This window comes from Paenibacillus apii (genome assembly GCF_011043685.1).
GTDB classification, from domain to species: domain Bacteria; phylum Bacillota; class Bacilli; order Paenibacillales; family Paenibacillaceae; genus Paenibacillus_AQ; species Paenibacillus_AQ sabinae.
Window position 1 is genome coordinate 234,791 of record NZ_JAAKGU010000006.1, and the last position, 15,224, is coordinate 250,014.

The following is a 15,224-nucleotide window of genomic DNA, read 5'->3' on the forward strand; positions in this document are numbered from 1 at the left end:
GGGAAACTTTTACAGGTCCCGCGGCCGCTGTTTTTATTTCAACCCTGCGCCTTGTCCGCAAATTGCAATCCTTTGTCCATCATTGCCTGCCTCAGCTGCTCTATCGCTTTCGGACCCATTCCATGCAGCTTCAGAAGCTCCGCTTCACTGGCCTCCGCAAGCTGCTCCAGAGTCGAATAGCCTGCCCCTTGAAGCGCTCGTCTTGCAGGTTGGCTCAGTTTATCCGGGAAATCGCTCGTCCGACCGGCGATATCGTTCTCCTTCATCAGATCCCTCCTTCCCTGTATATCCATTATACCTATAATGAACGCGGGAGACACCGCTCGGTCCGGTCATTGGCAAGAGGTTCCGCCCAAGCCATGGACTCAAAGACAGTTTCGGACAAATCGCATTGACATGCCGGCAAAATCGACATAAAATTGGTAACAACTAAATGGTTATACCAATTTATCCGCCCTTTTATTAAACAAAAATTTGTCTACAACTCGATCAGGAGGGAGCGATCGCGCAATGCATTCGGAATCGGTCTGCCCCGGTTCTTGCCGGGAGAGGGGGGGCGCCTTGTGATTTCGCCAAAGCTCCGCAATACCGCTCTGCTTGTCGCCGGTTGTTATTTCATGGAGAACCTGGACAGCACCATTGTCACTACGGCGGTGCCTGCCATGAGCCGGGCGCTCCAAGTCTCTTCGGCGCAAATGGGACTTATTGTTACCGCATACATGGTCACGTTGGCCGTGTTCATTCCGATCAGCGGCTGGCTGGCCGAGAAGTTCGGAACCCGGCTTATCTTTCTGTCGGCCATTGCCATTTTCACACTTGCTTCGCTTGCCTGCGCCCTGTCGCCAAATCTCGGGACGCTGGTCGCGGCAAGGGTGCTGCAAGGATTCGGAGGCGCAATGATGGTTCCGGTCGGCCGGGTGGTCGTTATCAAGCATACGGAGAAGCGGGATCTGCTGAAAATCATGTCTTATCTCGTCTGGCCCGGGCTGATCTCGCCCGCTATCGCTCCGCTTGCCGGAGGACTTATCATCACCTACGCCTCGTGGGAATATCTGTTTCTGATCAACCTTCCGCTCGGCATCGCCGGATTTATCGCCGCCTGGAAGCTGATCGAAGACGAGACCGAACCGGCGCCTTCCAGACTGGACGTAACCGGAGTAGCGCTTACGGGCATCGGGGTAGGCGGTTTGACTTACGCGGCCCATGTGCTTGCGGACACCGGAGTTTCCTGGAGCAAGGGCTTGCTTCTGACAGCGGTCTTCCTGGCCGTCTCTATTTTCGCCGTCAGACATCTGCTGACGGTCTCAAACCCTATTGTCGAGCTGCGGATTTTAAGCATCCCGACCTTTCGCTCCTCCCAGCTCGGCAGCTCGCTGTACTGGATGATGGTCGGTTCGGCACCGTTCATGCTGACGCTGCTGTTTCAAAACGTCTTCGGCTGGAGCCCGACGCTTGCGGGCGGCATTGTGCTGTTTATTTTTATCGGCAACATCGGCATTAAGCCCGCCACCACCTTCCTGATCAACCGGTTTGGCTTCCGCCGCGTTCTGATTGTTTCCACGGCAATTGGCGCTCTAACCATGATTCTGAACGGACTGATTACGCCGGCTGTTCCGATCGTTCTGATCGCCCTGCTCACGCTGATCAGCGGTATTGTCCGCTCCACGGCGCTTACTGCGTATACCACGATTGCATACAGCGACATTTCGCCGGAGAACACGCGTCATGCCAATGCGCTTGCCTCGACCATGCAGAACCTTGCCGCCGCCTTCGGCATCGCCTCGGCAACGGTGGCGCTGCGCGCGGGAGAGCCGATCGCGAGATGGGCAACCGGATCTTCCGGCGGCTCGGGAGCTTATACGGTCTCCTTTTTCATTCTGGGCATCATCGCTTCACTCGCAACGCTGGAGGCGGTGCGGCTGGACCCGGCGGCCGGCAGCGTCCTGCGGCGGAAGCAGCCCGGCAAAAGTCTCAATAGCGCCAATTAAAACGGCTCAGTCCCGGCACCAAAAAAATGGACCCGATTTCTCGGGTCCCAACAAAATATATATTTTCAAAAGGGGGTCATGTATACAGTTTACCCCGGCACTGTTAGAGTTTGATAACGGTATTATTTCATTTGTGTAACAAGTTCTGACCGGCTGTGGCCGCTATCCTTCCGTCCGTCGGAGAGTGAACACCGTCAGCTCCGGCCGGCACATAAAGCGGAACGGCATGTACGTCTCGCCGAAGCCCCGATTGACGTACAGCTTCCTGTTCGGCTCCCCTACCGTGTAGAGGCCGCTGATATATTTGGTCGACCCGTCCGGCAGGAAAGGGGCCCCCACAAACGGGATGCGAATCTGTCCGCCGTGGCTGTGCCCGGACAGCTGAAGCTGAATGGAATAGTCCTGCACAAAATCCGCATAATCCGGCTCATGCATGAGCAGCACCGTGAACATGCCCGGCGGAATGCCGCCCATCGCCTTCTTCGGATCGGGGCCGGGGCTGTTGATCAGATAATCCTCCATTCCCGCGACGGCAATGGCCGCCCCCCCCTTTCGGATAAGGACGTGGTCATTTCGCAGCACCTTGAAACCAGCGGCCTCCAGCAGACCTACGAGCTGCTCGGCATGCTTGTAATCATGATTTCCGAGCACCGCGAATTTGCCCATCGGTGCAGTCAGACCGGCAAACAGAGGAACGGACTCCGTCAAATCCTCCGGGTAGCTGTCGACGATATCGCCGCTGAAGCAGATCAGGTCCGGCTCCGCCTCCCGGATATGGCGCACCAGCCGTTTGACATCGTCGGCATCCTTGTTGAAGCCCAGATGCACATCGCTGAAATGGACAAGCTTCATACCCGAGAACGCGGCAGGAAGATCCTTCCAGGACAGCGTCATGCGGGTAATATCGAGCCAGCGCGTCTCTCCCTGCCAGCTGTACCCGCCCGTCAGCAGACCCGCGCCGATTAACGTTGCCGCTCCGCGGGCCAGAAACTGCCGGCGCGTTATTTTTTTGCCGCCCGTTCCGGTTGAAGAAGAATCGGCCAAGTTGCCGGATCCGCCGATTGGGGCGGGAGCTGAAGACTTGTTATGCGCCGGTTCGTTCATTGGCCTTTCCTCCTTTCGTACCTTGTCTCTCTATCCCGCCGGATTAGGCTGCCGGACTTCCCATATGTCTTCCGCCATTCTATAAGAGCGGTTTAATTGCCGGGTTTTTAACGGGTTTCGCCGCCTTTCTCCGCTCTGTCTCCCGCGCCGGATTTCACTTCCTTCTTAACCTCTTCCTTCAATTCATCCCGGGCCCCGTATTCGATGTCCACTTCAATCTCCGCCTCAATTTCTTCCTCCGGCTCGTTCCCGAGTATTTTGCGGAAGAGTCCGAGCATCGCCAGCGCGTAGTACACGGTAATGAAACTGAAACCGATCTCCATAATGACCACAAGCCTTGAAGTGTTGTCGATCGGGGCGATGTCCCCGTAACCCACAGTCGTAAAGGTCGCGACGCTGAAATACAGGAACGAGACCAATTGCGTGATCAAATCATTCCCGATTCCTTCTCCCCGAAAGGAGGATTGGCCGAACAGCTTGTAAATCGAAGTGTACACGATGGTGAAAAACAGGATGCAGGTCATCGTCGCAATACTGATCCGAGCAAGTGTGGAGCGGATTTTGACTTCCCTGCGGTTCGATTCCTTTATTTCCTGGAAAATAAAAATCAGAAAAAAAATGACCGATACCAAACAGAACAGTACAATCAGGCTTCTCAGCCCGCCGGCCCCCGTTACCAGAACATTCATGCTGATCAAGTTCAGCAAATCCTCCACGGAGAACAGCACGTAGATGAGGAGCGGCACGGCTAACACGCCCTTGCTCACCCATTTGGTCTTTGCCCGATAGAAACAAAAAGCCATAAGAAGCACCACAGCCGTGTTGAGGGCCCACATCCATCTATTCATTAGTTGTTCGCTCCTGTTGAACTCTCCCCCACTTAGCTTTACGCCTGAAGTGGGGGCTTCTGTTGGCATCGATACAGGGTTGCACACGCTTGTGAGCTTCATGTTTGAAGACTCAATGCCTGTTGCGCCCTAATGAGGGAAGCCAACGTCCAATACGTTCGTTTTGCCAATGAAGGGTCTTTGGCCTCCAAGGACAACCACGTCTTTTCAGATGTGGATTTTTGTATATTACGTAGCAAGTATCGTCCGCAGATGTTATATGAGGCATTAAGGTCCGCGTGATACGTTTTTCCTGTTGCGAATACAGCAACATCCCGCTTTGTGTTGCGTTGTACAAATCCACTGCCGTCAAAAGCAAGCGCACTGGTATTCGCCGGGTTGACCATGGAAACCCGCATCCCTAGAAAATGCGCCATTTCGGTCACTTTCGTTTGGATGCGCCGTTTGGCCCAAAACTGGAGTTTGGCACGAAGCCGCTTGGCTCCCCACGTTCCTTTAGGCAGACGCATCTTGCCTAAATACTCCATGACAATGATATCAGCGTGGTACTTTTGGGCAAAGGCGAGGATTTGATGCGCGGTATCGTGGACGATATGCGTCTGTAAGCCGTTCATCCGCCGCGAGAAATTCGGTTTTGCGCCTAGACCGGATTGTCGCTGGGCTTGTTTCAGTTTTCCTGTGATTTGGCGCATTCGGTCTTTTTCTTTGGCTTGGTTAATAAAGGTCCTCGCCAAGACAGTGCCGCTTGCGTCCAGCACGGAACAGACTGCGGAATTCGTTAACCCCAAATCTACGGCGCACACCCGCTGCTTAGAATATTCCGCTGAAGTCAACTTCACATCCCCTTCATAGGCGATATGAAGGGCATAGCGTTTTCCTTTCCGAACCAATGTGGGGCTGCATTCTTTCATGCTCCACACGTTACGTTTAAATAGGTCTTGCCCCTTAAAGGTAATGGCGAGCCATACCCAATCACCTTTATGAAATATCTTGATGTTGGCTGTCGTATCAGAGGTTCGAATGAACATGTTGCCTTTGTACAAGCAAGGGAACGCCTGATGCTCAGCTTGGAGTATCGGCGGTTTCTTCGAAAAGCGTTTCCCTTCTTGCTGGGCGTGTTGCCGCTCGGCTTGCCAAAGCTCAAAACGGGAATGATGACTTTTTACAATGCCAAACGCTTCGGCAATGGCACTTCTGCGGAAGTACGAAGGAAACTTATAAAAGCGTTGATCAAACTCGGCGTAGAGCGGATTCGGATTGTGCCTGGTACGATGAGTCAGCCGTTCTACAGCCGTCACCACCGCTTGGGTGGATAACGATGCAAAGGCTATAAACTGCTCTTGAATGACAGTAATCAAGAAGGACAGCGCCTCTTGGTATACATGGAGAGTCGCATCCAGCATGCGGTGGTGAGATATAATAGGATGTTTAAGTGTTTTAACCACCTTCATGAGATACGCCTCCATCGCATGTTTGATGAATCCAGCATAGCACAAGAACATATGTTTGGCAAAGCGGACGTGTCTAACCCCACCTTCACTGTTGGCTTAGAGGTCGGGGACTGCGACACTAAATCCGTTCAAGGTAGGTCCTCCGGGCAGCCGAAAAAATGGATTGCATGCCGCTTAAGGTCTGTGTCTTGCTGACTTACGGCTTTCGGAACATGTCGCATCCGGGGCTGTTTTGCCCTACGGGATGCTCTTCGGAACTCTCCCTGCATCCGGCACGGCTTGAGGCTCTTATGGCCGCTTCAGTTCCCCTTCGGCGATAGTCACGCTTACCGGTGTCTCCGGCGTACAGCTGTACGCCGCCGCCAGCCCGCGGGAGGCTGCCTCACTTCGGGGCACCCGGCGCACCGGCAGCGTCACTTCAAACGATTCGGTGAACGGGTAAGGATCGAGCAGCAGCGTCGTTCCCCGCCATTCAGCCGTGATGACCCGTCCGCCGGTAAAATCGAATTCCCCGGTGCGGGAGAATCCCTCCTTGAACCAGGGATGGATATCCTTCGTCTGCGTTCCGGGCTCGTGCAACCCGATAAACAGCGACAGATCGTCGCAGAACTGCAGCAGCCGGCTGTCGTAATACAGCTCCGCCTCACCGATGGCCGCTCCGTTCTTCTCCAGCTCCCGGTGAATCCGGGACCGGCGCTGCTCCTCTTCCTGGAGATAGACGGTCAGCTCGGGGGCGTTCTCGCCGGACACTTCGATCAGGCGCTCATAATGCAGGCTGCACAGCAGCGCGCCGTACGGAGTAACCGTCTCAATCTCGTCCAGCCCCCGCCGGTAAAAGGTCAGCTTCGGCACGACGGGAAAATCGATAAAGCTGTATGGCACCTTGGCCGTATCGTTCCAGAAAGGCGTCTCGTCCAGGTCAACCCAGCCCCGGTCATGGTTGGCTATGGCATACAGCACTTCATCCGTGTGGCGCTTCCGGGGCACCTCTTCCCTGCGGAACCGCGACGCAAATTCCCCGGCCAGCAGCCCGTGGTCATGCTGCTTGATCATGACAAACTTCTCATCCTAATCCCGACAAATCACCGCTATACCTCCCAGCAGATCCCATTTCCACACATTAATACGGAGATTATAACATATTTGCCTGGGCGATTTGGAATCGGCGGCAGCGGAAGAATCGGCTTCAAAAAAGAATAGCCAGCCGGGTACGCGTCGCCCTAGATTGAGCTACAGACTTCACATTTGCCCCTTCCGCTCACACCGGCTCCACGCCTGCCATGAAATAATCCAGACCCTGAAGCAGATCTTTAGGCAGCTCATCCAACTGCAATAAGGCCTTCATTTCCCGGATCACCTGTTCCCGGTTATGGCCGAACCGTTCCACGGTCAGGGCCAGCATCTCCCAACCCGCCAGATCGCTGCGGAACTCTTCCCCGCTCATCGGAACGCCATGCGATTCCACGTACCAGTCCGCGTTATATCCGTATGCCGTAGACAGCAGCTTTAAAAAAGCGGCACTGGTATACTTTCGCGGCCCCCCGTACACGGAAGGTCCCAGCGCATCGCCCAGAAACAGCACCCGGTCCTCCCGGACATGCAAAATACAGCTGTCGGCGGAATGGTCTCCTCCCACATGTACCAATTCGCAGACAACGCCGCCGAGATCAAGCTCGATCCGGTCCTGAAACAGAATATCCGGCTCGGTGATGCGGATATCACGATGGCTGCCGAACTCCTTACGAATATCGGCGGCGCTCTCTTCGCTGATGATTCCATCTGAAATCAAGTTCAGGAGGCCGCCGTCCGACCAGTCCAGCCCCCGGAGCGAAGACAGCGCCCGGGCGGTTTCCTTATGGGCCGCTGCCGGAAGCCTCCAGGCCTGCATGCCGAAGGTATGATCCCAGTGCCAGTGGGTCAGCGCCATTATTTCCGGAAGGCGGACCCCTCGCCGCTCAAGCTCACTGCGGAACAGCTCCGCATGCACCGGCGAATTGCCGGCGTCCATGAGCAGCGTCCGCCGCTCTCCTGCAATGGCCGCAAGGATGGGACGGTCGGTTTCATGCTCGGCATGCATGATGATGACATGCGGGCTTAACTGTTGATAATGGTGCGTCATGTTCATCTCCCCTTTTTAGCGTCAAGTGTATCCGTTGACAAATACAGAATTGGCGCACAGTGATCAATCCAAATTTAGGCGCGCTAATCGGGCTTTGGATGGATGGACCGGAAATTCTCCCGCTTATTTTTCAAATAAAGGGCTTGATTAGGATCCAGACTGGAAAATCTCCATCTTAATCCGGCAATTTGGTCGAATATGCAGAAAACGCGGACAATAAGGCGGAGGTTTTCCCGTCCAACGTCTTAATTATCGTTTTTTTCGAAAATAAGATGGAGGTTTTCCCGTTCATCCCAGTGCCTGAACAAAATGGAGTGCTGTATCATCCAAATTCCAGTTATTAAGCGCATATTATCTCCATGTTGTATTAAATCCGTCACTTATTCAAGGCAAAAGAACAGGCCGCCGCCGGATCGTAATCCGGGGCAGCCCGCTGTGGTGGGTCCGGCATCTGCTATTTGACTGCTTGCTATTGGATACTTGCTATAGATGCTAGACGCCCAGCCACCGCTTGAACATATGCTTGGTCGTCTGCTTGTTGATTTCTGCGATGGAGGTCGTCAGCGGGATGCCTTTCGGGCAGGCGCGGACGCAGTTCTGCGAGTTGCCGCAGCCCTCAATGCCGCCATCCGTCATCAGCGCCTCCAGCCGTTCGTCGGCGTTCATCTCGCCCGTCGGATGGGCGTTGAACAGGCGGACCTGCGAAATGGCCGCCGGACCGATAAAGTCGGTCTTGCTGTTGACGTTCGGGCAAGCCTCCAGGCAGACGCCGCAGGTCATACACTTGGACAGCTCGTAAGCCCACTGGCGCTTTTTCTCGGCCATGCGCGGGCCCGGACCGAGATCGTACGTTCCGTCGATCGGAATCCAGGCTTTCACCTTTTTCAGCGCGTTAAACATTCGGGTCCGGTCGATGACGAGGTCACGCACGACGGGGAAGGTGCTCATCGGTTCGACGCGGATCGGCTGCTCCAGATTATCGATCAGGGCGGCGCAGGCCTGACGCGGCTTGCCGTTGATGACCATGGAGCATGCGCCGCACACCTCCTCCAGACAGTTCGATTCCCAGCAGACGGGAACCGTGGTGTCGCCCTTGGCGTTGACCGGATTGCGCTGAATTTCCATCAGGGCGCTGATGACGTTCATCCCCGGACGGTAGGGAAGATCGAATTCCTCCGTGTAGGGTGCGCTCTGCGGATCGTCCTGGCGGGTGATGATAAATTTGACGTTTTTGGGAGCTGCCGCTGGTTCCGCCATAGTTACCCCTCCTAAAAGTTTTGATAGCATACGCTACTACAGAATCACTTCGCAAAACTGGCTTCGAAAGCGTGGACTTAGTTTGGATAGCATAAGCTTCTATGAATCACTTCGCAAAACTGGCTTCGGAAGCGTGGACTTAGTTTTGGTAGCATAAGCTTCTATGGATCACTTCGCAAAAATTGGCTTAGGAAGCGTAGACTTCGTTTGGATCGCACCGACGCGAGCCGGTTATTTGTCCTTAGAGTAGTCGCGGACCCGCGGAGGAATCAGCGATACATCCACGTCTTCATACGAGATGGACGGGCCGTCCGGCGTCCAGGACGCCTTCGTCGTCTTTAGGAACTCCTCGTCGTTGCGCTTAGGAAACTCCGGCTTGTAATGCGCGCCCCGGCTTTCGTTGCGGAGCAGCGCGCCGAGCGTCATCGCCTCTGCCAGCTCCAGCATGTTCCACAGCTGCCGGGTAAACGCCACGCCCTGATTGTTCCAGCGCGAGGTATCGCTCATGTTGATGCCCCGGTAGCGCTCCTTCAGTTCCTTGATTTTGCCTATGGTCGCCTCAAGCTTCACGTTATGACGGACCACCGTCATGTTGGCGGTCATCCACTCGCCAAGCTCTTTATGGAGGACATACGCGTTCTCCGTTCCGCTCATGCCGAGCAGCGATTCGTATTTGTCCTGCTGCACGCGCCGGTAGCTGTCGAATACGGAAGCGGGGACGTCCTGCACCGATTTTTTCAGCCCCTTGATATATTCTACGGCCTTTGGCCCCGACACCATGCCGCCGAAGATGGCCGACACGAGCGAGTTCGCGCCGAGCCGGTTCGCGCCGTGATACTGGTATTCGCATTCGCCCGCCGCAAACAGGCCGGGAATATTCGTCATCTGATTGTAATCGACCCACATGCCGCCCATGGAGTAATGGACCGCAGGGAAAATTTTCATCGGGATTTTGCGCGGATCGTCGCCCATGAATTTCTCATAAATCTCGATGATGCCGCCGAGCTTGACGTCCAGCTCCTTCGGATCTTTATGCGAAAGGTCCAGATAGACCATATTTTCGCCGTTAATGCCAAGCCCCTGATCTACACAGACGTTGAAAATCTCGCGGGTGGCAATATCGCGCGGCACCAGGTTGCCGTAGGCCGGATATTTTTCCTCAAGGAAGTACCATGGCTTGCCGTCCTTATAGGTCCAGATGCGTCCGCCTTCGCCGCGCGCCGATTCACTCATTAGCCGCAGCTTGTCGTCGCCCGGAATAGCCGTCGGATGAATTTGGATGAACTCCCCGTTCGCGTAATGTACGCCCTGCTGGTACACGGCGCTTGCGGCTGTGCCTGTGTTGATGACCGAGTTGGTCGTCTTGCCGAAAATAATGCCGGGACCGCCGCTCGCCAGAATGACCGCATCCGCCGGGAACGTCTCGATCGACATCGAGCGCAAATCCTGGGCCGCGATGCCGCGGCAGATGCCTTCATCGTCGATCACGGCGGAGAGGAACTCCCAGTTCTCATGCTTCGTCACGAAGCCTTCGACCTCCCAGCGCCGCACCTGCTCATCGAGCGCGTACAAAAGCTGCTGCCCGGTCGTCGCGCCCGCAAAAGCCGTCCGGTGATGCTTCGTTCCGCCGAACCGGCGGAAGTCGAGCAGCCCTTCCGGCGTGCGGTTGAACATGACGCCCATCCGGTCCATGAGGTGGATGATGCCCGGAGCCGCCTCGCACATCGCCTTGACCGGAGGCTGATTGGCGAGAAAATCCCCGCCGTATACGGTATCGTCAAAATGCACCCAAGGCGAGTCGCCCTCGCCCTTCGTGTTGACGGCACCGTTGATGCCACCTTGCGCGCAGACTGAGTGCGATCTTTTGACGGGAACAAGTGAGAACAGATGCACATGAACGCCGGCTTCCGCCGCCTTGATGGTAGCCATCAGGCCGGCCAGACCGCCGCCTACGATAATGATATCGGCTGTTGCCATGACAGGTTCACTCCCTTATTGGATGACAGTATTTGCAGTTTGGACAATAGCCTCAGCTGTTTTGAAATCGCTGTCACGGAACGTGACCAGCGACAGCAGGAACATGAACGTCACCAGAACGAACAAGCCCATGCACAAATAGGACGATACCCGCTGCGAACGGGGACCCACTGTGATGCCCCAGCTGACGAGGAAGGACCACAGCCCGTTGGCGAAATGAAAGCAGGCCGCGACAATGCCGACGATATAAAAAGCAAGCCACCAAGGCTGGGTAACGATATCATGCATCACGCCGCCAAGCTCTTCATGCGTAACGTTGCCAAGCGCCACCTGCACCCGGGTTTCGTACAAATGCCAGATGACAAAAATAAAGGTGACGATGCCGGTGATCCGCTGAAGCGTATAGCGCCAGTTGCGTTCCAGATTGTAGCGGTTCAGGTTTGGCTTGGACTGGTAGGCGATATACAGCCCGTAGACGCCATGGTACAGCAGGGGAAGCCAAATGAACAATAATTCCAGGAAGAAGACAAGCGGCAGGCTGTTCAGCCACAGCACACTGTCTTTAAAACCCTCAGAGCCCCCCTCCACCGCCGAGAAATTCGTCAGCATGTGCTCGATGAAGAAGAATGCCAGCGGGATAACACCGAGCAAGGAATGAATTTTTCTGGAATAAAAGCCTCTCATAATGCGGGGTCCCCTTTCCGAATAAAACAGCGTTTTCATTAATGAGCATACACCTGCTGGACCGCAGTTGAAACAGGGAATCAAAGGGTCTCCTCTGCCGAAGAACCTGTCCATTTCCCCCTCTTCCGCGCCTGGCAAGGCCTTGCTTCATTTTTCACAAATTGTGAATATCTTGTGTCACTTTGTATGTTACTCTTTTTTATCTTATAAGGGAATTGCAATCTAATTATTATTCGTTATAAATTATACGCATAAGACTGCCTGTAAAATGACTGGAATTTCAAATGGCGGCAGCGGTCGAGTACCCTTGGACGCTCGCAGAAAATCCGGAGCAGCCGGAAGGAGTGACGTTATGTTTGATGACCTTGATATTTTTGCGGCGGTTGTAGAACAATCAAGCCTGAACCGGGCATCCCGTCAGCTAAATTTGTCACAGCCCGCCCTGTCACGCAAAATCTCCAAGCTGGAGGAACGGCTGGGCGTCACGCTGTTCAACCGCCATGGCAAAAGGCTTGAGCTGACCGAGGTCGGACGGCTCACTTACACCTATGCCCTGGAGCAGCGGCAGCAGCGCGCCAAATTCCTGGAGGCGATCGCAAGGTTCAAACAGGGCGAGCCGCTGTCTGTCGCCCTTGGCGCAAGCTTGACCACGCTGCAGACGACGCTGCCGCCGCTCGTCAACGCATACATGGAAAAATATCCGGCCGCCGAGCTGAAGCTCATTACGGGCAAGACGCATGAGATCGTCACTTCCGTCCGCGAAGGACGGTCCGAGGTCGGCATCATCGCTTCCGCCACCGACGAGCCCGGCCTGCGCTGCGTCCCGCTGTTCGAGGATCAGCTGCGGCTCGTTGTCGCCGGACATCATCCGATCGCCGGGCTGTCCCGGCTGGAGATGGAGCATTTGAACGGGCTGCCGATGATCCTGTTCTCCAAGGGAACCTGGTACCGCCGCATGACGGACGACCTGTTCCAGCGCAGCGGCGTGCAGCCCGATATCCGCATGGAGATCGACTCTTTTGAGGCCATTATCCGGCTGCTCCCGACGATCAAGGCGGCGGCGCTGCTCCCCAACTCCTATCTTCGACCGGAGCTGCTGTCGGGAGGAGGGCTGGCTTCCCTGCACATCAAGGAGCTGGAGCTGACCCAGCGGACCACCTGTCTGATCTACCGCGACACCGGCGACTTGAGCGCTGCGGCGCGCAGTCTGGTGCAGGTGACGGAAGAGGTGTTCCGGGCGGGGCGACCCGCTGCTCTTTAAATTGGCGCTTGACTTGATCTTAGAACGTGAGGTAATGTAATATCCATCCAATTCAACATCCCCATCAGGCAATGACCAAAGACATGATTTCCTTCACGGGCCGTCCAGAGAGAGAAGCTCAGGCTGAAAGCTTCTTCGGCAACCGGGTGCGAAATTACCCCTTTGCAGCCGTGGCGCTGAACCCATGGAACGAATGCTTAAGTTTCACGGCAGTATGCGGCACCGCCTTATCCCCGTTACCGGATACCAATGAGGACTTGCAGCGGCAGTGTCCGGCAGCAGCCGGAGCATTACTCGCCGCAGGTCGAATCAGGGTGGAACCACGAGCTTAAACGCACTCGTCCCTTTTGTGGATGAGATGCGTTTTTTTTTGTTTTCCCAAAATAATCAGGAAATGGAGGCTGGACAGATGGAAATCAAAGTAACTTTACCGGATGGCGCAATTAGGAGGTATCAGCAAGGCACGACAATTGAACAAGTGGCGGAGTCCATCAGTACGGGACTGAAAAAACAGGCCGTAGCAGGATTGCTCAACGGGAAGCTCGCGGATCTGAGTGAACCGATCGATCAGGACAGCCTCCTGCGGCTGGTTATGGCGGACAGTACAGAAGGACTGGAAATCTACAGACACAGCGCGGCGCATATTATGGCCCAGGCCATCAAACGTATTTACGGCGCCCAGGCGGTCAAGCTCGGCATCGGGCCGGTGATCGAAGACGGATTCTATTACGACGTTGATATAGAGAAGCCGCTGACTGACAGCGATCTTGCCGCAATCGAGCAAGAGATGGAGAATGTGATCAAAGAGGATCTCCCCATCGTCCGCCGGGTTGTCAGCCGAGGCGAAGCCGTTCGCATCTTCGAGGAGCTGGAAGAGCCGCTCAAGCTGGAGCTGATCGCGGATCTGCCCCAGGATGCCGTTATCAGTATCTACGATCAGGGTGAATTCTCCGATCTGTGCCGCGGTCCCCATCTTCCGTCGACAGGCCGTATCAAAGCATTCAAGCTGTTAAGTGTCGCCGGGGCTTACTGGCGGGGAGATTCCAGCAATAAAATGCTGCAGCGGATTTACGGGACCGCGTTTTCGAAAAAGTCGCAGCTTGATGAGCATCTGCAGTTCCTTGAGGAAGCCAAAAAACGCGACCATCGCAAGCTCGGCAAAGAGCTTGAACTGTTCATGTTCTCCGAGGAAGCGCCGGGAATGCCCTTTTACCTTCCGAACGGGATGACGATCCGTAACGAGCTGGAGAATTTTGCGCGGGAACTGCAGAGGCAGCGGGAATATTACGAAGTACGCACGCCGCTGATGATGAATAACCGGCTGTGGGAACAGTCCGGGCATTGGGATCACTACAAGGACAATATGTATTTTACCGATGTAGATGAAATAAAGTATGCTCTTAAACCGATGAACTGCCCGGGCCATATGCTTGTCTACAAGAATAATCTGCATTCCTATCGGGAACTGCCCATCCGGCTGGCGGAATTCGGACAGGTACACCGCCACGAGCTGTCCGGAGCGCTGGGCGGGATGATGCGGGTCCGCACCTTCTGCCAGGATGACGCGCACCTGTTCGTGCTGCCGGAGCAGATCGAGGAGGAGATTGGCCGCGTCATAGAAATGATCGACCATATTTACCAGGTCTTCGGCTTCCAGTACACTGTCGAGCTGTCGACGCGGCCGGAAGATTCCATGGGCTCCGAAGAGCTGTGGAACGAAGCGGAACAGGCTTTGCGACAGTGTCTGGAGGCCAGCGGCATTCCATACCGCCTGAATGAAGGAGACGGAGCGTTCTACGGTCCGAAGATCGATTTTCATATCCTCGACGCTCTGAAACGAAGCTGGCAGTGCGGGACCATCCAGCTGGATTTCCAGATGCCGGAGAAATTCGACCTCTCCTATATCGGTGAAGATAGCCAGAAACATCGTCCGGTCGTCATCCACCGCGCCGTGTACGGTTCACTTGACCGGTTCATCGGAATTATCACCGAGCATTACGCAGGTGCTTTCCCGGTCTGGCTTGCGCCGGTTCAGGCCAAGATTCTGCCCGTTTCGGAGAAGTTTAACGGATACGCCGTCGAGGTGAAAAAATCGCTGGAAGGCGCCGGTATCCGCGCCGGCATGGACCTTAGAGACGAGAAGCTGGGCTACAAAATCCGCGAAGCCCAGCTGCAAAGAACGCCGTATATGCTCATTCTGGGCGAGAACGAGCAGTCCTCCGGCAATGTGTCCGTGAGAAAACGGGGTGAAGGCGATCTTGGTTCCCGAAGCCTGGCGGAATTGATCGAACAGATGACCGAAGAAATCCACGCCAAACGATAAAGCGCGGACCTTCGGCTCCGCCCCGGCGCTAATATGAAAGAAGAAACGGCTTCGCCGTCTTCTCAGGAGAAGGGCATCCGTTTCTCGTAAAAATATAAGTCCATCTATAAGCGTAAAACTTATAGATGGACTTATATTTCGAAATAAGACTCTCTTTCGGCCCGTCACGGCCTTGGAGAGTCTTTCTCATTGCTTTAACTGCTGCTACGCGG

Annotated in this window: 12 protein-coding genes; 3 read left to right on the top strand and 9 right to left on the bottom strand. The window is 55.1% G+C overall.

Translation table 11 applies throughout. The annotated features are described in order from the left end of the window. Window positions 1-38: 38 nt before the first annotated feature. Entirely contained in the window at window positions 39-266 is a 228-nt protein-coding gene (locus tag G5B47_RS15060) for a helix-hairpin-helix domain-containing protein (protein WP_165099551.1), read from the bottom strand. A gap of 297 nt (window positions 267-563) precedes the next feature. Between G5B47_RS15060 and G5B47_RS15065 the strand changes: the two genes are divergently transcribed. Further along, window positions 564-1,988, top strand: coding sequence for an MFS transporter (locus tag G5B47_RS15065; protein ID WP_165099553.1), 1,425 nt, complete (start codon window positions 564-566; stop codon window positions 1,986-1,988). 162 nt (window positions 1,989-2,150) lie between these two features. On the opposite strand, the gene G5B47_RS15070 is transcribed toward G5B47_RS15065, so the two are convergent. From G5B47_RS15070 to G5B47_RS15105, 8 genes are all read right to left on the bottom strand, one after another. Beyond that, window positions 2,151-3,092: a metallophosphoesterase gene (locus tag G5B47_RS15070; RefSeq protein WP_165099555.1), complete on the bottom strand. Its 942-nt coding sequence runs from the start codon at window positions 3,090-3,092 to the stop codon at window positions 2,151-2,153. A 107-nt stretch (window positions 3,093-3,199) separates the two neighbouring features. Beyond that, window positions 3,200-3,940 (bottom strand): ion channel, encoded by a 741-nt coding sequence (locus G5B47_RS15075; protein WP_165099557.1) that lies wholly within the window; start codon window positions 3,938-3,940, stop codon window positions 3,200-3,202. 98 nt (window positions 3,941-4,038) lie between these two features. Further along, the gene (locus G5B47_RS15080) at window positions 4,039-5,391 is read right to left on the bottom strand and encodes an RNA-guided endonuclease TnpB family protein (protein ID WP_165099559.1); all 1,353 of its coding nucleotides are present in this window, start codon (window positions 5,389-5,391) and stop codon (window positions 4,039-4,041) included. Between the two features lie 288 nt (window positions 5,392-5,679). Next, window positions 5,680-6,444 carry a DUF3891 family protein gene (locus G5B47_RS15085; protein ID WP_165099561.1) on the bottom strand — a complete coding sequence of 255 codons (765 nt, stop codon included), beginning with the start codon at window positions 6,442-6,444 and terminating at the stop codon, window positions 5,680-5,682. Window positions 6,445-6,649: 205 nt separating this feature from the next. Further along, window positions 6,650-7,510, bottom strand: a complete 861-nt coding sequence (locus tag G5B47_RS15090) for an MBL fold metallo-hydrolase (RefSeq protein ID WP_165099563.1) — start codon at window positions 7,508-7,510, stop codon at window positions 6,650-6,652. 492 nt (window positions 7,511-8,002) lie between these two features. Beyond that, entirely contained in the window at window positions 8,003-8,767 is a 765-nt protein-coding gene (gene sdhB, locus G5B47_RS15095; protein ID WP_165099565.1) for a succinate dehydrogenase iron-sulfur subunit, read from the bottom strand. Between the two features lie 231 nt (window positions 8,768-8,998). Next, window positions 8,999-10,744 (bottom strand): succinate dehydrogenase flavoprotein subunit, encoded by a 1,746-nt coding sequence (gene sdhA, locus G5B47_RS15100; protein ID WP_165099568.1) that lies wholly within the window; start codon window positions 10,742-10,744, stop codon window positions 8,999-9,001. Window positions 10,745-10,759: 15 nt separating this feature from the next. Then, window positions 10,760-11,428, bottom strand: a complete 669-nt coding sequence (locus G5B47_RS15105) for a succinate dehydrogenase cytochrome b558 subunit (RefSeq protein WP_025336227.1) — start codon at window positions 11,426-11,428, stop codon at window positions 10,760-10,762. 352 nt (window positions 11,429-11,780) lie between these two features. On the opposite strand from G5B47_RS15105, the gene G5B47_RS15110 reads away from it, so the two are divergent. Together G5B47_RS15110 and thrS are read left to right on the top strand one after the other, a co-directional pair. Beyond that, complete coding sequence (locus tag G5B47_RS15110; protein ID WP_165099571.1) at window positions 11,781-12,689, top strand: LysR family transcriptional regulator; 909 nt, start codon at window positions 11,781-11,783, stop codon at window positions 12,687-12,689. Window positions 12,690-13,098: 409 nt separating this feature from the next. Continuing rightward, on the top strand, window positions 13,099-15,012 hold the full coding sequence (thrS, locus tag G5B47_RS15115; protein ID WP_165099573.1) for a threonine--tRNA ligase: 1,914 nt from the start codon (window positions 13,099-13,101) through the stop codon (window positions 15,010-15,012). Window positions 15,013-15,224 lie beyond the last annotated feature (212 nt).

What these genes read in the sequence shown, in the direction of transcription:
- sdhB (WP_165099565.1), bottom strand. Translation starts at nt 8,767, where the DNA reads ATGGCGGAACCAGCGGCAGCTCCCAAAAACGTCAAATTTATCATCACC.
- G5B47_RS15070 (WP_165099555.1), bottom strand. Translation starts at nt 3,092, where the DNA reads ATGAACGAACCGGCGCATAACAAGTCTTCAGCTCCCGCCCCAATCGGC.
- G5B47_RS15090 (WP_165099563.1), bottom strand. Translation starts at nt 7,510, where the DNA reads ATGACGCACCATTATCAACAGTTAAGCCCGCATGTCATCATCATGCAT.
- G5B47_RS15060 (WP_165099551.1), bottom strand. Translation starts at nt 266, where the DNA reads ATGAAGGAGAACGATATCGCCGGTCGGACGAGCGATTTCCCGGATAAA.
- G5B47_RS15105 (WP_025336227.1), bottom strand. Translation starts at nt 11,428, where the DNA reads ATGAGAGGCTTTTATTCCAGAAAAATTCATTCCTTGCTCGGTGTTATC.
- sdhA (WP_165099568.1), bottom strand. Translation starts at nt 10,744, where the DNA reads ATGGCAACAGCCGATATCATTATCGTAGGCGGCGGTCTGGCCGGCCTG.
- G5B47_RS15085 (WP_165099561.1), bottom strand. Translation starts at nt 6,444, where the DNA reads ATGATCAAGCAGCATGACCACGGGCTGCTGGCCGGGGAATTTGCGTCG.
- G5B47_RS15110 (WP_165099571.1), top strand. Translation starts at nt 11,781, where the DNA reads ATGTTTGATGACCTTGATATTTTTGCGGCGGTTGTAGAACAATCAAGC.
- G5B47_RS15075 (WP_165099557.1), bottom strand. Translation starts at nt 3,940, where the DNA reads ATGAATAGATGGATGTGGGCCCTCAACACGGCTGTGGTGCTTCTTATG.
- G5B47_RS15080 (WP_165099559.1), bottom strand. Translation starts at nt 5,391, where the DNA reads ATGAAGGTGGTTAAAACACTTAAACATCCTATTATATCTCACCACCGC.
- thrS (WP_165099573.1), top strand. Translation starts at nt 13,099, where the DNA reads ATGGAAATCAAAGTAACTTTACCGGATGGCGCAATTAGGAGGTATCAG.